At 70.6% G+C, this 17,461-nt stretch carries 17 protein-coding genes; 12 read left to right on the top strand and 5 right to left on the bottom strand.

Annotated features, from left to right (window positions below; genetic code table 11):
- Positions 1–8: 8 nt before the first annotated feature.
- The 4 genes from ACRAWC_RS08230 to ACRAWC_RS08215 are packed head-to-tail and all read left to right on the top strand — an operon-like array spanning position 9 to position 4,115.
- The gene (locus ACRAWC_RS08230; RefSeq protein ID WP_431347288.1) at positions 9–1,718 is read left to right on the top strand and encodes an IlvD/Edd family dehydratase; all 1,710 of its coding nucleotides are present in this window, start codon (positions 9–11) and stop codon (positions 1,716–1,718) included.
- Positions 1,715–2,653 carry a fumarylacetoacetate hydrolase family protein gene (locus ACRAWC_RS08225; protein ID WP_431347287.1) on the top strand — a complete coding sequence of 313 codons (939 nt, stop codon included), beginning with the start codon at positions 1,715–1,717 and terminating at the stop codon, positions 2,651–2,653. Before ACRAWC_RS08230 ends, ACRAWC_RS08225 begins: the two co-directional genes overlap by 4 nt.
- A complete protein-coding gene (locus ACRAWC_RS08220) occupies positions 2,650–3,351 on the top strand; it encodes an aldehyde dehydrogenase family protein (RefSeq protein WP_431347286.1) in 702 nt (233 codons plus the stop codon). Before ACRAWC_RS08225 ends, ACRAWC_RS08220 begins: the two co-directional genes overlap by 4 nt.
- Positions 3,348–4,115 (top strand): hypothetical protein, encoded by a 768-nt coding sequence (locus ACRAWC_RS08215; protein WP_431347285.1) that lies wholly within the window; start codon positions 3,348–3,350, stop codon positions 4,113–4,115. The genes ACRAWC_RS08220 and ACRAWC_RS08215 overlap by 4 nt, the downstream gene beginning before the upstream one ends.
- On the opposite strand, the gene ACRAWC_RS08210 is transcribed toward ACRAWC_RS08215, so the two are convergent.
- Together ACRAWC_RS08210 and ACRAWC_RS08205 are read right to left on the bottom strand one after the other, a co-directional pair.
- The gene (locus ACRAWC_RS08210) at positions 4,103–4,972 is read right to left on the bottom strand and encodes an SMP-30/gluconolactonase/LRE family protein (RefSeq protein WP_431347284.1); all 870 of its coding nucleotides are present in this window, start codon (positions 4,970–4,972) and stop codon (positions 4,103–4,105) included. The genes ACRAWC_RS08215 and ACRAWC_RS08210 overlap by 13 nt on opposite strands.
- Positions 4,963–5,745: an SDR family NAD(P)-dependent oxidoreductase gene (locus ACRAWC_RS08205; RefSeq protein ID WP_431347283.1), complete on the bottom strand. Its 783-nt coding sequence runs from the start codon at positions 5,743–5,745 to the stop codon at positions 4,963–4,965. Before ACRAWC_RS08205 ends, ACRAWC_RS08210 begins: the two co-directional genes overlap by 10 nt.
- A 139-nt stretch (positions 5,746–5,884) precedes the next feature.
- Here ACRAWC_RS08205 and ACRAWC_RS08200 point away from each other — a divergent pair, with 139 nt between their 5' ends.
- The 7 genes from ACRAWC_RS08200 to ACRAWC_RS08170 all read left to right on the top strand — a co-directional run bounded on the left by ACRAWC_RS08200 (position 5,885) and on the right by ACRAWC_RS08170 (position 12,707).
- On the top strand, positions 5,885–6,910 hold the full coding sequence (locus tag ACRAWC_RS08200) for a LacI family DNA-binding transcriptional regulator (protein WP_431347282.1): 1,026 nt from the start codon (positions 5,885–5,887) through the stop codon (positions 6,908–6,910).
- Between the two features lie 252 nt (positions 6,911–7,162).
- On the top strand, positions 7,163–8,539 hold the full coding sequence (locus ACRAWC_RS08195) for an ABC transporter substrate-binding protein (protein WP_431347281.1): 1,377 nt from the start codon (positions 7,163–7,165) through the stop codon (positions 8,537–8,539).
- Entirely contained in the window at positions 8,536–9,519 is a 984-nt protein-coding gene (locus ACRAWC_RS08190) for a carbohydrate ABC transporter permease (protein ID WP_431347280.1), read from the top strand. The genes ACRAWC_RS08195 and ACRAWC_RS08190 overlap by 4 nt, the downstream gene beginning before the upstream one ends.
- The gene (locus ACRAWC_RS08185; RefSeq protein ID WP_431347279.1) at positions 9,519–10,307 is read left to right on the top strand and encodes a carbohydrate ABC transporter permease; all 789 of its coding nucleotides are present in this window, start codon (positions 9,519–9,521) and stop codon (positions 10,305–10,307) included. Before ACRAWC_RS08190 ends, ACRAWC_RS08185 begins: the two co-directional genes overlap by 1 nt.
- A gap of 22 nt (positions 10,308–10,329) precedes the next feature.
- Entirely contained in the window at positions 10,330–10,686 is a 357-nt protein-coding gene (locus ACRAWC_RS08180) for a tautomerase family protein (RefSeq protein ID WP_431347278.1), read from the top strand.
- 216 nt (positions 10,687–10,902) lie between these two features.
- Positions 10,903–11,763, top strand: a complete 861-nt coding sequence (locus ACRAWC_RS08175; RefSeq protein ID WP_431347277.1) for an NAD-dependent epimerase/dehydratase family protein — start codon at positions 10,903–10,905, stop codon at positions 11,761–11,763.
- Positions 11,763–12,707 (top strand): aldo/keto reductase, encoded by a 945-nt coding sequence (locus tag ACRAWC_RS08170; protein WP_431349394.1) that lies wholly within the window; start codon positions 11,763–11,765, stop codon positions 12,705–12,707. Before ACRAWC_RS08175 ends, ACRAWC_RS08170 begins: the two co-directional genes overlap by 1 nt.
- A gap of 93 nt (positions 12,708–12,800) precedes the next feature.
- Here the strand turns inward: ACRAWC_RS08170 and ACRAWC_RS08165 are convergent, their stop codons facing one another.
- The 3 genes from ACRAWC_RS08165 to ACRAWC_RS08155 all read right to left on the bottom strand — a co-directional run bounded on the left by ACRAWC_RS08165 (position 12,801) and on the right by ACRAWC_RS08155 (position 16,055).
- Entirely contained in the window at positions 12,801–13,688 is an 888-nt protein-coding gene (locus ACRAWC_RS08165; protein WP_431347276.1) for an arginase family protein, read from the bottom strand.
- A gap of 132 nt (positions 13,689–13,820) precedes the next feature.
- Positions 13,821–14,894 (bottom strand): LacI family DNA-binding transcriptional regulator, encoded by a 1,074-nt coding sequence (locus ACRAWC_RS08160; RefSeq protein WP_431347275.1) that lies wholly within the window; start codon positions 14,892–14,894, stop codon positions 13,821–13,823.
- A gap of 144 nt (positions 14,895–15,038) precedes the next feature.
- The gene (locus ACRAWC_RS08155; protein WP_431347274.1) at positions 15,039–16,055 is read right to left on the bottom strand and encodes a LacI family DNA-binding transcriptional regulator; all 1,017 of its coding nucleotides are present in this window, start codon (positions 16,053–16,055) and stop codon (positions 15,039–15,041) included.
- A 166-nt stretch (positions 16,056–16,221) separates the two neighbouring features.
- Here ACRAWC_RS08155 and ACRAWC_RS08150 point away from each other — a divergent pair, with 166 nt between their 5' ends.
- A complete protein-coding gene (locus ACRAWC_RS08150) occupies positions 16,222–17,460 on the top strand; it encodes an ABC transporter substrate-binding protein (protein ID WP_431347273.1) in 1,239 nt (412 codons plus the stop codon).
- Position 17,461 lies beyond the last annotated feature (1 nt).

Below are 17,461 nucleotides of genomic sequence, written 5' to 3'. Positions count from 1 at the left end.
ACACAGACATGGTCCGTTCCCAGGGCTGGTACGGCGGCGACGGCCGCGACCCGTACATCCACCGCGCGTGGATGCGCCGCGGCGTCCCCGATCACGCGTTCGACGGGCGCCCGCAGATCGCCATCGCCAACACGGCGAGCGACCTCACGCCGTGCAACCTGCACCTGAACGAGGTCGCGGAGTACGTCAAGCAGGGCGTCTGGGAGGCCGGCGGCGTGCCGGTCAACCTGCCCGTCGTCTCGCTGGGGGAGACCCTGGTGAAGCCGACCGCCATGCTGTGGCGCAACATGGCCGCGATGGCGATCGAGGAGATGCTGCGCGCGAACCCGATCGACTCGGTCGTGCTGCTCGGCGGCTGCGACAAGACGATCCCGGCGCTGCTCATGGGCGCCGCCTCGGTGGATCTGCCCGCCGTGGTCGTTCCCGGCGGCCCCATGCTCAACGGCTACTTCCGCGGGGAGCGCATGGGGTGCGGCACCGGCGTCTGGAAGCTGTCGGAGGAGGTGCGCGCCGGCACCCTCGCCGCGGAGGAGTTCGAGGCGACGGACAAGACCATGATCCGGAGCAAGGGCCACTGCAACACCATGGGGACGGCCTCGACCATGGGTCTGATGGCGGAGGCCCTGGGCATGACCATCCCCGGCGTCGCCGGGACGCCGGCCGCCGACAGCAGGCTGCTGGAGGCCGCCCATGCCTCGGGCCGGCTCGCCGTCGAGCTCGCGCTGGAGGACCGGCGCATCTCGCAGGTCATCACGAAGGAGTCGTTCCACAACGCGATCGTCGCGCTCGCCGGGATCGGCGGCTCCACGAACGCCGTCGTGCACCTGCTGGCGATCGCGGGCCGGCTCGGCATCGACCTGACCCTGGAGGACTTCGACCGGATCGGCGCCGACGTGCCCCTGCTGGTCAACCTGCAGCCTGCCGGCACCTACCTGATGGAGGACCTGTTCCGGGCGGGCGGCTTCCTGGCCGTGCTCGATCAGCTCGCCGACCTCCTCGACCCCGCAGCGGCCACGGTCACCGGCCGGCCGCTGACCGACTACCTGGGCAGGCACGAGGTGTGGGACCGCGACGTGATCGCGCTGCGCGCGGACCCGCTCCAGGACGACGCGGGCATCGCCGTCCTGCACGGCAACCTCGCCCCGCGCGGCGCGATCATCAAGCCGGCGGCCGCGAGCCCCGAGCTGCTGGTGCACACCGGCCGGGCCGTCGTCTTCGACTCCATCGAGGACGCCCACTCCCGGCTGGACGACCCCGAGCTGGACGTGGACGCCGACTCGGTGCTCATCCTGCGCGGGTGCGGTCCCAAGGGCTACCCGGGGATGCCGGAAGTGGGCAACCTCCCGCTGCCGCAGAAGCTGCTGAAGCAGGGGGTGCGCGACGTGGTCCGGATCAGCGACGGCCGGATGTCCGGCACCGCGTACGGGACGGTCGTGCTGCACGTCGCCCCCGAGGCGGCGGCCGGCGGTCCGCTCGCGCTCGTCGAGGACGGCGACCTGATCTCGCTCGACGTCCCCGCGAGGCGCATCGAGCTGCTCGTCGACGCGGACGAGCTGGCCCGCCGCTCGGCGTCCCAGCGGCAGGTGGACGCCTTCGCCCGCGCCGACCGCGGCTGGCAGAAGCTCTACATCGAACACGTATTGGGTGCGGACACCGGTGCGGACCTGGACTTCCTGGTCGGGTCGAGCGGGTCCGAGGTCACGAGGGAGTCGCATTGAGCAGCACGGAGAACACGGGCAGCACGGAGAACACCGGCAGCACGGAGAACACGAGCAGCACGGCGAACACGTCCCGGCCGGGGACGGCGCTGGCGCGGGTGGAGTCCGACGGCGCGATCGTCTGGGCGGTGCGCCGCGGCGAGGAGTACTCGCCGCTGGGGTCGAGCCTGTCGGAGCTGCTGCGCCTGACGCCGGCGGACGCCCGCGAGCACGTCGAGAGCGCGACGGGCGGCGGTCTGAGCCCTTCGCGCATCCTCGCCCCGATCGACCCGCAGCAGGAGGTCTGGGCGGCCGGCGTGACGTACCGGCGCAGCCGGGACGGCCGGATCGAGGAGGCGACCGACGGCACCCCCTACGACCGCGTCTACGCGGCCGAGCGGCCCGAGCTGTTCTTCAAGTCGACCGGCGCACGGGTGGTCGGCCCCGGCGAGCCGGTCGGGATCCGCGCCGACTCGGACTGGAACGTGCCGGAGCCGGAACTCGGCCTCGTGCTGGACTCCGCGGGCGGCCTGTTCGGGTACGTCGCCGGCGACGACGCCTCGAGCCGGTCGATCGAGGGCGAGAACCTGCTGTACCTGCCGCAGGCGAAGGTCTACACGGCGGCGTGCGGTCTCGGCCCGGAGATCGTGCCGGCGTGGGAGGCGGGACCGCCGTTCGCGATCGGGCTCGAGATCCGCCGGGGCGGCGCGGTGGTCTTCAGCGGAGCTGCGTCCACGGACCAGCTCGCGCGGCGGCTGGAGGATCTCGCCGACTGGTTGTTCCGGGCGCTCGAGTTCCCGGATGGGGCCATCCTCCTCACGGGCACCGGCGTCGTGCCGGAGGCGGACTTCACGCTCCTGCCCGGCGACGAGGTCGCCGTCGACATCGCGGGCATCGGCAGGCTGGTGAACCCGGTGACGAAAGTGGGCCGCGGCCAGGAAGGCGGCACACGATGATTCAGGAGACAGAGGCCGCCGTGGAGCTCGAGACCGCCATGTCGGCGGCGGCGGACGCCGCGCCGGCGCTCGTGAACTCCCGGCCGGGCGATCGTGCGACCTGGCTGCGAGCGATCGCCGATCGCCTGGACGGCGACGCCGAGGCGCTGGTCGCCGTGGCCGCGCGCGAGAGCCGGCTCACCGAGCAGCGGCTGCGCGGCGAGCTGGTCCGCACGACCTTCCAGCTGCGCCTCTTCTCGCGCGTCGTGGAGGACGGCGGCTATCTCGACGCCATCGTGGACCACGCCGACGCCGACTGGCCGATGGGTGCCCGGCCCGACCTGCGCCGGATGCTCCGGCCGCTCGGCCCCGCTGCGGTCTACGCCGCCAGCAACTTCCCGTTCGCGTTCTCGGTGGCCGGCGGCGACACCGCCGCGGCGATCGCCGCGGGCGCCCCCGTCGTCGTGAAGGCGCACTCCGCGCACCCCGAGCTGAGCCGCGCCGTCGCCGTGCACCTCCACGAGGCGCTCGCCGCCGCGGGTGCGCCGCGCGGGGCGTTCGCCCTGGTGGAGGGGCGGGAGGCCGGGCTGGCGCTCGTCCTCGACCCGCGGCTCACGGTGGCCACGTTCACCGGGTCGCTTGCGGGGGCAGGGCGCTCTTCGACCTGGCGGCCTCCCGGCCCGAGCCGATCCCGTTCTACGGCGAGCTCGGCAGCGTGAACCCGGTCTTCGTGACCGGGGCGGCCGCGGCCGCGCGCGGCCGGGAGATCGCGGCCGGCTTCGCCGCGTCGCTGACCCTGGGCGTCGGGCAGTTCTGCACCAAGCCGGGTGTGCTGTTCGTTCCAGCCGGTTCGTCGTTCGCCGACGAGGTGGTGGAGGCGGTCCGCGGCACGTCCGGCGGCCCGATGCTCACCGACGCCATCCGCGGCGGCTACTTCGCCAGCCTCGCGCCGCTCGCCGAGCGCGACGATGTCGAGCTGCTGATCGGCTCTCCCGCCGAGGCGCAGGAGCCGGTGCCGACGATCTACGGCACGGACGCGACGACCTTCCTGGCCCACGCCGACGAGCTGCTGGAGGAGCACTTCGGGCCGGCAGCGGTGCTCGTGCGGTACGGATCGGCCGACGAGCTCCTCGCAGCGGCGCGCGCCCTCCCCGGTCAGCTGACCGCGACCGTCCAGGGCGTCGACGGGGATCCGGTCGGCCCGCTGCTGGAGCTGCTGGCCGGCCGGGCCGGGCGTGTGCTGTGGAACGGCTGGCCCACCGGGGTGTCGGTGACCTACGCGCAACAGCACGGCGGCCCGTATCCGGCCACGACCGCTCCGCACTTCACGTCGGTCGGGACCGCCTCCATCGCGCGCTTCCTCCGTCCCGTCGCCTATCAGGACACCCCCGACGTGCTGCTCCCTCCCGCGCTGCAGGAGGCGAACCCGTGGAGTGTTCCGCGGCTGGTGGACGGAGTGCGGACGCCGGGTCAGCCCGCGTAGGACGGCAGCGGGACGCCGCGCACCCCGGGGCGCACGGCGAAGACGGCGCCGGCCTCGGGTTCGGCGTCGTCGGGCAGGTGCTGACGGGAGGACGTGATGTAAAGGGTGTCGAGCTCGGCGCCCCCGAATGCCGCCGCACTCGTGTGGCTGACGCCTGGCACCTCGACGACCTCGGTCAGCGCGCCGGAGGGGTCGAACCGCCGTAGCTCCCCGCCGCCCCAGAGTGCGACCCAGATGCCGCCCTCCGAGTCGATGGTCATCCCGTCCGGGGAGCCGGCGACGTCGTCGCCGAACCGCACGAGGGGACGCCGGTCGCGGAGCGTGCCGTCCGACGGGTCCACGTCGAACACGTCCACGCGCCGGGTGGGGGTGTCGATGTAGTAGGCGAGCGCGCCGTCGAGGCTCCACTGGAGGCCGTTCGAGATGGTGACCCCGGTCAGCACCGTGTGCGTGGAACCGTCGGGGTCGAGCCGGTAGAGTGCGGCCGCGCCCGGGGTCGAGTCGTACGCCATCGAACCGATGTAGAACCGGCCGGTGTGGTCGCAGCCGCCCTCGTTGAGCCGGATGGCGGGATCGTCGAGCAGGTCGGGAAGGCGCTCGACCCGGGCGAAGTCCTCGTCGAACAGCGAGAAGCCGTGCTCGGTCGCCACGATGAAGCCGCCCTCGCCGCGACGGCGGATCACGGCTGCGACGGGGCTCCCGACGTCGTAGCGTCGCGGGTGCGCGAACGACGCGAGGTCGACGACGGCGCCGGCGAGCATGTCGACGATCAGCAGCCGCTGCCCGGCATCGTCCCAGAAGGGGCCCTCGCCGTGCCACGCGACAGGCGACGTGATCTGCTCCGCTCTCACTGCCATCCTCCGTCCATGACCCAGGTCTGGGCCGTCGCCATCCGAGAGTCGTCCGCGGCCAGCCAGAGCAGCAGACGTGCGACGTCCGCGGGGATGAGGAGCTCGGGCAGGCACTGCGCCGCCAGGATCTTCTCACGCTCCGCCTCGCCCACCCAGTTGGCGAGCTGGCGCTGCGTCATGATCCAGCCGGGGACGATGCAGTTCACCCGGATGCCGTCCGGGCCGAACTCTCGCGCGAGCGTGCGGGTCAGCCCTTCGATGCCGGCCTTCGCCGTGATGTACACGGGGAGGTCGACCAAGTCGATGTGGGCGCTGATCGAGCCGAGATTGACGATCGATCCGCCGCCGGCGGCCTTCATCATCGGGCGGACCGTCTGGGCGGCGAAGAAGTGATGGCGCACGTTGACGGCGATCCCGTCGTCCCATCCGGCCACGTCGATGTCGGAGACCGATCGTCGGCTGTCGTTCGCCGCGTTGCTCACGAGGACGGTCGGAGGGCCGAGGCGGTCGGCCGCGCGGACGATCGCGTTCCGGAGGGCCTCGACGTCCCGCACGTCGACCTCCTGGAAGAACGGCTCGGGGTGGCCGCGATCGGCGACGGCGGCGGCCAGTTCGGCTCCCGAGGCCCGATCGACGTCGGCGAACGCCACGCGCACGCCCTGCGCGGCCAGCTGCGCGACGAACTCCGCTCCCAGGCCGGTGGCGCCGCCGCTGACGAAGGCGGTGCGACCGGCGAGCGACGGATAGCGCGCGAACCGGGACTCGGCGGTGATCGTCATCGACACCCTTTTCGCTGTAAGGTTTCTTCATTCGAGAGAAAACTATCTGGACCGTCAGACTATGAGCACATCCGCACCCCGTCAACCGTCCCGCGGCACGGGCCGGGCGCGCGGTGCGGCCGCGGCTAGCATGAGCCCCATGGAAAACGCCGCCGCCGTGTCCCCGAGCCGCGCCACGCTCTCGGAGGTCGCCGCGCTCGCCAACGTCTCGGTCGCGACGGTCTCGAAGGTCCTGAACGGGCGCACCGGCGTCTCGGACGAGACCCGCAAGCGGATCGAGTCGCTGCTCGACGAGCGCAACTACTACCGGCGGCTGAGCGCGCAGAGCGGAGCGCCCCTCATCGACGTGCTGTGCTTCGAGATCGACAGCCCGTTCGGCGGCGCGGCGATCGCCGGCATCGAGCGGGTGGCGAGCGAGCACGGGATCGGCATGGTCGTGTCGGCGGCGCAGGACACGCACCTGCCGGGGGCCGGTTGGGTCGACGGCGTGCTCCGGCGGCAGCCGCTGGGGATCATCCTGGTGGCGTCCCTGCTCCCGGAGAAGGACAAGGCGCGGCTGCGCAGCCGATCGATCCCGATCGTGATGATCGACCCCTACGGCGCACCGGCCTCGGACGCTCCGTCGATCGGCTCGGCCGACTGGAACGGGGCGTTCCAGGCGACGCAGCACTTGATCTCGCTCGGCCACGAGCGCATCGCCATCATCACGGGGCCGGACAGCATGATGGCGTCCACGGCGCGGCTCTCGGGCTACCGTGCGGCTTTGGACGGGGCGAAGCTCCCGATAAGGCCCGAGTACATCCGGCCGGGGGAGTTCCACCGGCAGGACGGCTTCGTGGAGGCGCGCGAGCTGTTGTTGTCGGCCGACGCGCCCACGGCGATCTTCGCCTCCAGCGACATCCAGGCGCTCGGCGTCTACGAGGCCGCGCGCGTGCTCGGCCTCCGGGTGCCGGAGGATCTCTCGGTCGTGGGCTACGACGACCTCTCCATCGCCGAGTGGGCGGGGCCTCCGCTCACCACGGTGCGGGTCCCGCTGGCCGAGATGGCCGAGCAGGCGACCCACCTCGTGACGCGACTCCGCGACGAGCCGGAGCTGGCGTTCAGTCGCGTCGATATGGCGACGACGCTGGTCGTGCGCGAGAGCACGGCCGCCCCCCGGTCCTGATCCGGCGGTTCCGGGGGCCGTTCGAGCACGCTTTACTGTCGCCTGTCTACGAAACGTTTCTAATTTTCACGTAAAACTTGACTAGCGTTTTCGCGACGCTTAGATTCACCTCAGTGTCACGGCGCGTCCGACGGATGCGCCCCGCGAAGACGAAGAGGTCGCCCGGCCTTGTTCGACCTTCGATCACGCCGGGTCCATCGATCCGGCGCTCACCCGGACACGCTGCCGTGTCCGCGACGCAAGAGGACTGACATGCGATTCACATTCACATCGAAGACGGTGCTGCGGTCGATCGCTGCTCTGACGGTGGCCGGTCTGGCGGGCCTCGGGCTCGCCGCGTGCTCGAGCTCGGGCTCGGGCGAGGCCGGCTCGGCGACGAGCGGGACGATCAACTGGTGGGGCTGGACTCCGACCAACTCCGACGAGGCGAAGGAGTTCATCGCCGCGTTCAACAAGGAGTACCCGGACATCAAGGTCAACTTCAAGCTGATCGGGATCTCCGACTACCAGGCGGCGATGCGGCCCGCGCTGGCCTCCAACAGCGGGCCGGACGTGTTCGACCTGCAGCCCGGAGCCTACGTGCAGCAGTTCGGCAGCTACGCCGAAGACCTGGCTCCCACGGCCCAGAAGGCGCTCGGCGGCGACTGGAAGTCCAAGATCGCGAAGATCGCGGTCGACGGGCTCACCGCCAAGGGCAAGCTCACCGCGCTGCCGATCGGCTCCTCCTACGCCGGCTCGCTCTGGTACAACGCCGGAATCTTCGCCAAGTACAACCTGAAGCCCCCGACCACGCTGGATGAGTGGAAGCAGGTCTGCAAGACGCTCCAGAGCAACGGGCAGGGCTGCTTCGCGCAGGGCGCCTCGCAGGAGGGCTTCGACCAGGACACCCTGCAGGCCATCGCCAACTCGGTGGAGCCCGGCTACTGGACCAAGGCGTCCAAGGGCGAGGCCAAGTGGGACTCGCCGCAGATCGTCCAGACCCTCTCGATCTGGAAGGACCTGTTCACCAGCGGGATCATGCAGGCGGGCGCTCTCGGGGCGCAGCAGTACCCGGACATCAACAACGCCTTCCTGACCGGTAAGTACGCGATGGTGATGATGGGCAGCTGGTACACCCAGTACGCCACCCAGAACGCCATGACCCAGTCGATCTCGGCCGCGGGCGTCGCCGGAGCCAAGCCGTTCCCGATCCTGCCGATCCACTTCCCGGATGTGGCGGGCAAGGGCAACACCAGCGAGATGTTCGGTGACGCCGACTACGGCCTGGCCGTGGCGACCAAGTCCACGCACCGCTCGGCGGCCGAGACCTTCGTCAAGTGGATGTCGACCAGCACCAAAGGCCAGCAGGTCGTCGCCGACCGTCTCGACACCACGCCGGTGCTGAAGGGCGTCTCGCCGGACTTCGCGACCATCAAGTTCGTGGACGAATCCCAGCAGTCGAAGCCGGTCAACGACTACCTCGACGGTCTGACCTCCATCGACGAGCCGCGGTTCGCCCTGCTGAACGCCGACATCGAGAACGCCTTCCTCGCCGCCGCTCAGTCGGTGGGCAGCGGAAGCGCGACACCGCAGGCGGCGGCGAAGACGCTGCAGCAGGCCGCCGACGCGGCCAAGGCGGCGAACGGATGACTGTCTCCACCCAGGAGCGGTTGACCCGCGCGGTCGGCTCGACGAGCCTGCCGCGTCGCCGCCGCCTCCACGCCCCGGGGCTGCCGTGGATCCTTCCGGCGCTCGTGCTGAGCGCCGGGCTGATCTACTACTGCATCGGCTACACCGGCTACATCTCGACGCTGAACTGGGACGGCGCGAGCCCTGACCCGGAGTCGATCGGGCTGCGCAACTACGCCAATGTCGCCAACGACCCGGTGTTCTGGGCGGCGATCTGGCACACCGTCATCTTCTTCATCGTCACCTTCGTTCTCCAGACGGCGCTCGGCGTGCTGTTCGCGGTGATCATGCACTCGCGGATCAAGCTCGCCGTCGTCTACAAGGTGATCATCTTCGTCCCGGTCGTGCTGGCGCCGGCGATCATGGCGCCCGTCTTCCGCCAGATCTTCGCCGCGGACGGCCAGCTCAACCAGGTGGTGCACTTCCTCGGGCTCGGGTTCCTCGCCCAGCCGTGGATCGGCCAGTCGTCGACCGCGCTGCCCGTCATCATGGCGATCACCATCTGGCAGTGGACCGGCCTCACCTTCGTGCTCTACTACGCGGCGATGAGCCAGGTCGACCAGTCCCTGATCGAGGCGGCGCGGATCGACGGCGCCGGCAACATCCGCACGCTGACCAGCATCATCTGGCCGAGCCTGCGCGGCACGACCCTGGCGCTCGGCATCCTGAGCGCGATCGGCGCGCTCAAGACATTCGACATCCCGTGGCTGGTGACGGTCGCCGGACCGAACAACGCGACGCAGTTCCTCGGCACGTACATCTATCAGATGACCATCCAGCTCGCGCATGTCGGCTACGGTGCCGCGCTGTCGATCATCCTGCTCGTGATCGCGCTCGCCATGGCGATCGTGCTGCAGGTCTTCGGCCGGGAGCGGACCGGGCTGGAGCGGACGGCCGGGCCGAGCAGGCGTGGACGGCGCGAGAAGACGGGAGTGCGCTGATGTTCGAAGTCCGCCGTTGGTGGAGCAAGGGCCTGCTGCAACTGCTGGCCACGGTCCTGGTGCTCCCGTATCTCTTCCCGCTGATCGCGATGGTGCAGGGCTCCTTCGCCGGGGCCGGCTGGGGCAACTACCGCGACGTGCTGGCGGTGCCGGGATTCTTCCGGTTCTTCCTGAACAGCGCGATCATCTCGGCCGGGGTCATCGTCCTGGTCTACGTGGTGACGATGCTCGCGGCCTACGGCTTCGCTAAGCTGCACATCCGCTTCCGGGAGGTCTACTTCTGGATGCTGCTGGCGTGCCTCACGCTGCCGGAGGTCGTGCTGCTCACGCCCCTGTTCGTCACGACGCAGGCCCTGGGACTGTTCAACACCTACGCCGCGGTGATCCTGCCGCTGGCCGCGCTGCAGGTGCCGTTCGCGGTGCTGCTGACCCGCAACTTCATCAACGGCCTCCCCGACGAGATGTTCGAAGCGGCCCGCGTCGACGGCGCCAACTCCGTGCGCGGCTTCTTCGCTCTGATCGTGCCGCTCACCCGGCCGATCGCGGCCGCCGTCCTGATCTTCACCCTGATCGGCGCGTGGAACGACTACCTGATGCCACTGGTGTTCCTGCAGACGCAGGACATGCAGACCATCACGCTGGTGCCGCAGTTCTTCGTCGGGGAGTTCAGCAACGACCAGACCAAGATCCTGGCCTCGGCGGTCCTGACCGCGATCCCGGAGATCGTCGCCTATCTGTGCCTGCAGGGCATGTTCGAGCGCGGCCTCGCGGCCGGCGCCATCAAGTGAATCCGACCCTAGGAGTCTGAAAATGCCACTCATCCAAGTCGATCTCGAGCGCGAGCTGTTCGAGACTTCCCACGCGGAGATCGGGGACGCCATCCACGACGCGCAGATCGAGGCGCTGGGGATCCCCGCCGACGACCGCTTCCAGGTCTTCCGCCCGCACGGCGTGGACGAGCTGAAGTTCGACCCCGGCTACAACGACGTCGACCGCAGGAGCCTTCTGCTCATCCGCGTGACCGCCGTCCACATGTATCCGGTCGCCGTGAAGCGGCGGTTCTTCGAGACGGTGGCGGCCAAGCTGGCGCCGCTCGGGATCCGGTCGGAGGACGTGCTGATCTCGCTCGTCGAGAACGGCTTCGAGGATTGGTTCGCGGGACGATGACCGGGATCGAGTTGCTGAGCCACGACGGGGCGCCGCTGCGCGTGCTCTTCCTGGGCGGGACGGGCACGATCAGCGCCTCCTGCGTGCGGCTCGCCGCCGCGAGCGGCATGGCCGTCACCGTGCTCACCCGCGGCGCGAACGCCACCGGGCGGCCGCTTCCCTCCGGGGTCGAGCGGGTGCACGGCGACGTCTCCGACCCCCTCGGTCCGCGCCGCGGTGGGCGAGCGGTCGTTCGACGCCGTGGTCAACTTCCTGTCCTACGACGAGGACGATGTCGCCCGCTGGGTGGAGCTGTTCTCCGGCCGTACCCGGCAGTACGTGCACATCAGCTCGGCGTCGATCTACGCCAAGCCGGTCCGGACGACCCCGATCACGGAGTCGACTCCGACCGGGCCGAACCCGCCGCTTCCCTACGCGACGGCGAAGTGGCGGGCCGAGCTCGCCCTCGCCCGGGCGCACCGCGAGCAGGGCTTCCCCGTCACGGTGGTGCGGCCGTCGCACACCTACGACGACGCGAACCCGCCGCTGCCCGGAGGCTGGACCGTCGTCGACCGGATCGCCCGGGGCGCCGAGATCCCGGTGCACGGCGACGGGACCTCGCTCTGGACGTTGACGCACGCCGAGGACTTCGCCCAGGGGCTGGTCGGCCTCCTCGGCAGCGAGCGCGCGGTGGGGGAGACCTTCCACATCACCGGCGACGACGTGCTGAGCTGGGACCAGATCTACGGCCTGTTCGCGACGGCGCTCGGCGTGGAGGCGCGGCTGGTCCACGTGGCGAGCGAGCTCTTCCCCGTGGTGGCCCCCGAGTGGTTCTGGTCGGGCGAGTTCGTCGGCGACCTCGGCCACTCCGCGGTCTTCGACACCGCCAAGATCCGCCGGTTCGTCCCCGGTTTCGCCCCCAGGCTCACGTTCGAGCGGGCGGTGCGGCGGATGCTCGAGTGGCGGTCGGCCCATCCCGACGTCGCCCGCGGCGACCTGGCCACGGAGGAGGTCCTCGACCGGGTCGTGGAGGCGTACCACGCGGGCCGGCGGGCGTTCGCGGACCGCGCTCCCGCGCTGCAGGAGGCGGCGTCGTGATGGTGACGACCCGTCGGCTCGGCGCGACCGGGCTCGGGGTGACCGAGCTGTGCATGGGAACCAGTCCGCTGGCGAGCATGCCCCAGCTCTACGGCTATCGGGTGGGCGCCGACCGGGCGGTCGCGACGGTCGAGGCGGTCTTCGACAGCGACATCCGTTTCATCGACACCTCGAACGGTTACGGACGGGACGGTGAGGCCGAGCGGCGGATCGGCGCGGCGATCGCCGAGCGCGGCGGCCTCCCCGACGGCGTCGTGCTCGCCACCAAGGTCGACCCGGATCCGGTGACCGGCGACTTCTCGGGCGAGCGCGTGTTCGCCTCGTACGCCGAGAGTCTCGAGCGCCTCGGCGTGGAGCGGGTGTCGCTGCTGTACCTGCACGACCCGGAGCGCATCCCGTTCGAGGACGCCGTGGCGGCCGGAGGCCCCGTCGACGCGCTGGTGGCCCTGCGTGCGCGCGGCCTCGTCGATCACATCGGCGTCGCGGGCGGCCCGGTCGGGCTGATGCGCAGGTATGTCGACACCGGCGTCTTCGACGTGCTGCTGAGCCACAACCGCTACACGCTGGTGGATCGCTCCGCCGAGGACCTCTTCGCCTTCGCGCGGCAGCACGGGATCGGGGTCGTGAACGCGGCCCCGTACGGCGGCGGGATGCTCGTCAAAGGCCCGGACGTCCAGTCGAAGTACGGCTATGGCGAGCGCCCGGACGCGGTCGCCGACGCAGTGCGGGCGATGGCGGGGGCCTGCGCAGCCCACGGTGTGCCGCTGGCGGCCGCGGCCCTCCAGTTCTCGCTGCGCTCCCCGACGATCGACTCGACGGTGGTCGGGGTGTCGTCGCCGGAGCGGGTCGCGCAGACGCTCGGCTATGCCGCCTGGGACATCCCCGATGCGCTCTGGAGCGAGTTGGAGGAGCTGGTCCCTTCCCCTGCGAACTGGCTCGGATGAGCCGAGTGGGAGCGTCGGGTCGGTGCTGGTGCCCGGCGACGCGGGCGGAGAGGGGATCGCCGCGGAGTGACGGCTGCGCCGCTGCTGCTCCGCTCAGCTGCGGGGCAGCAGCGGCGACAGCATCTCGACCACGAGCTGGGCGGAGGTGTTGAAGCGGTCGGTGGGGTCGTGCTCGAGTTCGCTGAGCTGGACGCCGATCACGTGCTCGCCGGCGAGGGTGCGGGCCGTCGTCACGACGGTGTCGATGGTCAGGCCGTTCGCGACCTGGTAGTCGGTGAGGACGATGCCCGGCTGCAGGACGTCGGCGGAGAAGTGCACGAACACGTCGCGGCCGGCGATCGTCGCAGCCAGTTCCTCCTGCATCCGAGGACCCGCCGGGATGTTGCGGACGGGGGAGTTTGCGATGATGTGCCTCTCGGCCTGGTCGAGGTCGCGAGCGCCGAGCAGCACCACGTTCGAGAGCGCGAGCTCGCCGCCGTGGCCCGACTTCCACAGCCCGGTCGCCGCGCCGAGCGCCATCCCGCTGAGGTCGCCCGTGCGGGTGGTCACCGGGGTGTGCAGGCACGGGTGTGCGCCCATCCACACGATCGCGGCATCCGGGTAGGCCCGGGCGACAGCCGGGAGGGTGGCGAGCGCGGCGGCGTTCCTGGTCAGACAGAAGGCGCTGAAGGACGCGGTCCGCAGGGAGTGCTCCGCCGTCTCCGTCAGCGCGTCCAGCTCGGGTTCGGCCTGGTGGAGGGCGGCCCGCCAGCCGAGACTCCGCCCCTCCACGGCGCCTTCGCCGATAACGCCGACGGTCGACTCGAGGCGCCGGCCCAGCGCTTTCGCGAGGTCGATGGTGGCTCGCCGCGCGCGATCGTTGTGGCCCGAGACGCCGTCGACGTACGCCGTGACGGTCGGCCGGGCGACGTCCGCTCGGGAGGACGCGTGCGGCGTCTGCGCGGGAGGGTAGGCCGAAGCCTCGTCGACCACGGTGCTCATTGTTCCAGACGCCCTTCGGGTAAGCGTGCGAGTGCGGTGAGCAACAACATAGCAACAATCAATTGCAGTCGAGCAAGCAAATAGAGGCCGAGTCGGGAATCATTTCCGGCCGCCGGTCGAGCGGGGTGGGCCTCACAGTGAGACGGCGCGGAGGTGACCCGATGCGGCGCGGGTGCCGCCGGGGACGCCCTCCGTCGCAGGCGCCGGCCCGCTCGACGCGCGCACGGTCAGGTGGGTCGGCAGCGTCGCGCTTCGCCGCATCTCCCGCTCGTCGTGGGCGTTCAGGCGGCTGACCAGGATGTCGACCGCGGTCCGGCCGGCGCGCTCGGTGGGCTGAGTGAGGGTCGTCAGCGGCGGGTTGCAGAAGTCCGCGCCGAAGATGTCGTCGCAGCCCACCACGCTCATGTCCTGCGGCACCTTCACGCCGCGCTCGGCGAGACGTCCCAGCACGCCGATCGCGATGAGATCGTTGAAGGCGATGCAGGCGGTGACTCCGGCAGCGATGGCGGCGTCCGCCGCCGCGGCGCCCGGGTCGTAGCTGGGGAGGAACGGACCGAGCCGTCGCACGGACAACCCATGGCCGGCCGCGGCGCGCGCGAGGGTGCGCCAGCGGGTCTCATTCGCCCACGACGTGTCCGGCCCGGCCAGGTAGGCGATGTCGCGGTGGCCCAGCGACACCAGGTGCGTGAGCGCCTGTTGGAAACCGGTCGGGGTGTCGATGAAGACGTTGGGGACGCCGCGGGTCTGGCGGTTGATCGCGATCAGCGGCAACTCCTCCGACAGCGCAGTCAAGCGGCGGTCGGTCAGCCGGGAGGCCGCCAGGATGGCGCCGTCGAACGAGCTGCGGAGATTGCGGAGGATGTCGTCCTCAAGTTCGTCCGACTCCTCCGTGTCCACGAGGATCTGCTGGTAGCCCGCGGCCTTGAGCTGGTGCTGAGTGCCGCGGACGATCCCGAAATAGAACGGGTTGGTCACGTCGGAGACCAGCACCGCGATCGCGCGCGGGCGCCCGGCGGGCAGCGGCCGGACGCGACAACGTGACACGTAGCCGAGCTCCGCCGCGGCGCGCTCGATGCGCTCCCGGGTGGCGTCGTTGACCCGGCGCGGCCCCGAGAGGGCGCGCGAGACGGTGGACGTCGCGACGCCGCTCAACGCGGCGATGTCCGCGAGTGTCGGGGTGCGACGCGGGCCCGCTGGGGAATCCATGCCGACCACGACAACACGCAGAGCAAACCGTTGGCAATTCCATGCAACGAAATTGCATGCGGAAGCGCACAGAATCCGCTGCGCACATGCGCACACGCCGAACCGAGGTCGCGCACGCGCACGCGGCCGACCGGGAGGACGGCGTCAGCCTCCGGCGACCGGCCCCGTCGACCCGCGGATCACCAGGTGCGTCGGCAGCACGACCCCCGATCGCGTGACCGGGCTCCCGGCGCGCAGCTGGCCGAGGAGCATGTCCGTCGCCATACGGCCCGCCTGCTCTATCGGGGAGGACAGCGTGGTCAGGGGCGGGTTGCAGAAATCCGCGCCGAAGATGTCGTCGCAGCCCACGACGCTGAGCCGGCCGGGCACATCGATGCCGCGCTCGCGCAGCCGCATCAGGACGCCGATCGCGAGCAGGTCGTTGAAGGCGATCGCCGCCGTCGCGCCTGAGTTGACCAGGGCATCGGCCGCCGCCGCACCCGAGCTCTTGCTCGGGTGGTGCGGGCCGTGCCTGCGCACGCTCATCCCGAGGGTCTTGCCGGTCTCCTGCAGCAGCTCCCAGCGGTGGCTGTCCGACCACGACGCGGTCGGCCCCGCGAGGTAGACGATGTCGCGGTGGCCCAGTGAGTACAGGTGTTCAGCGGCCTGCTGGACGCCGTTCGGCGTGTCGATCATGACGGCGGGGACACCGGGGGTGTCCCGGTTGATGATCACGAGCGGGAAGCGGTCCGCGGCCTCCACGAGCTGGTCGTCGGAGAGGCGCGTCGCGGCGAGGATGAAGCCGGCGGCCGAGTGGCCGAAGGTCTCCAGGTAGCCGGACTCGAAGTCCGTCACCTCCTCGGTGTCCACCAGCAGCAGCGTGTAGCCCGCGGCGCGGAGCTGCTGCTGCGTGCTCCGGATCAGGCCGAAGAAGAACGGGTTCGTGATGTCCGGGATCAGCAGCGCGACGGCACGCGGCCCGGACTTCGGATCGGGGGAGGCCGGGGCGGTGTAGCCGAGCTGGTTGGCGGCCGCCTCGATGCGGTGCCGGGTGCGCGGGCTGACCCGCTCCGGCTGCGAGAGCGCGCGGGAGACGGTGGAGGTCGCGACGCCGCTGAGCGCGGCGATGTCCGCGAGGGTGGGCGCTCGCCTGATGCGCGCGCCGACGTCAGAACTCGTCATTCCCGTGCTCCCCCTCGGCGTCCGTCGCCTGCCTCGATTCTGGCCGTCTGTGCGGCGGTTGGCAACTTTTGCATTTCTTGCCTCCGGTTGTGCAACGAGATTAGCGTCAACGCCGTCCTCCTGGCTCGCACCGCCGGAGATCCGATTGAACTCAATGAGGAGCAACGTGAAGAAATCGACAATCCGCCTGCTGGGGGCAGCCGCCGTCATCTCGGTCGCCGCCCTCGGCCTCACCGCCTGCGGAGCCGGCGGAACCAGCAGCAGCTCGTCGACCGGCTCGGCCGTCGACGGCAAGGGCAAGACCCTCGACGTCCTGGTCGGCGCCAACGCGCAGCACGCCGACGCCCTCCGCGCGTGGCAGGCCAAGATCGCCGCCGCGCTCAAGAAGCAGACCGGCGCCGACATCAAGTTCGAGACTTTCGCCTCGGCGAACGACGAGCTCACCAAGATCCAGACGTCGGTCGTCTCCGGCCAGGGGCCTGACGTCTACACGATCGGCACCACGTTCACGCCGACCGCGTACTCGACCGGCGCCTTCGTCAAGCTCGACAGCGCGATGTGGGACAAGGTCGGCGGCAAGAGCCGCTTCGTCCCGGCCACGCTCGGCATCTCCGGGCCGGACTCGAAGGACCAGATCGGCATCCCGTTCGCCAGCCGCCCCTATGTGCTCGCGTACAACACCGACATGTTCAAGGCCGCCGGCCTGACCAAGCCGGCGTCGACCTGGGACGGCCTCCTGGCACAGGCCAAGAAGCTGACCGGCAACGGCGCGTACGGCTTCGCGACCGGCTACGCCGACGGCTACACCCCGTGGAAGTACGCCTGGACCTTCGCCAACGACTACGGCACGCCGCTGGTCTCCGGCAAAAAGGCGAACCTCGACAGCCCGGCCGTGAAGAAGGGCATGGAGGCCTACTTCGGCTGGCTGACCAAAGACAAGGTCGTCAACCCCGCCGCCGCCGGCTGGAAGGACACCGACGCCGCGGCGAACTTCGCGGCCGGCAAGTCGGCCATGATGCTGATGACCACCGCCTCCGCCGCCACCACCTTCGACGCGTCGCCGATCAAGGGCCACTACGCCTTCGCGGTCATGCCGACCGTTCCGCCGGGGAGAGCAGCGCACCCGCCAAGTCGATCCCGTCGACCTCGATCATCTCGGGCGACAACATCGTCATCGCGTCGTACTCGAAGAACCAGGACCTGGCGGCCGCGTACGTCAAGCTCATCACGAGCGAGGACTTCCAGCTCTACTACCACCAGAACTTCGGCGACCTCCCGACCAACGCGGCTGCGGCGACGAAGGTCGAGTCAGCCGACAAGAAGCTGGCCCCCATCCTCGACTCCGGCGCCCACGCCAAGAGCACGCCGTTCACCGGTGCCTGGGGCGACATCCAGCTCGCGCTGAC

This window comes from Leifsonia sp. L25, from assembly GCF_050632895.1.
This window is presented reverse-complemented; position numbering and strand designations above follow the sequence as displayed.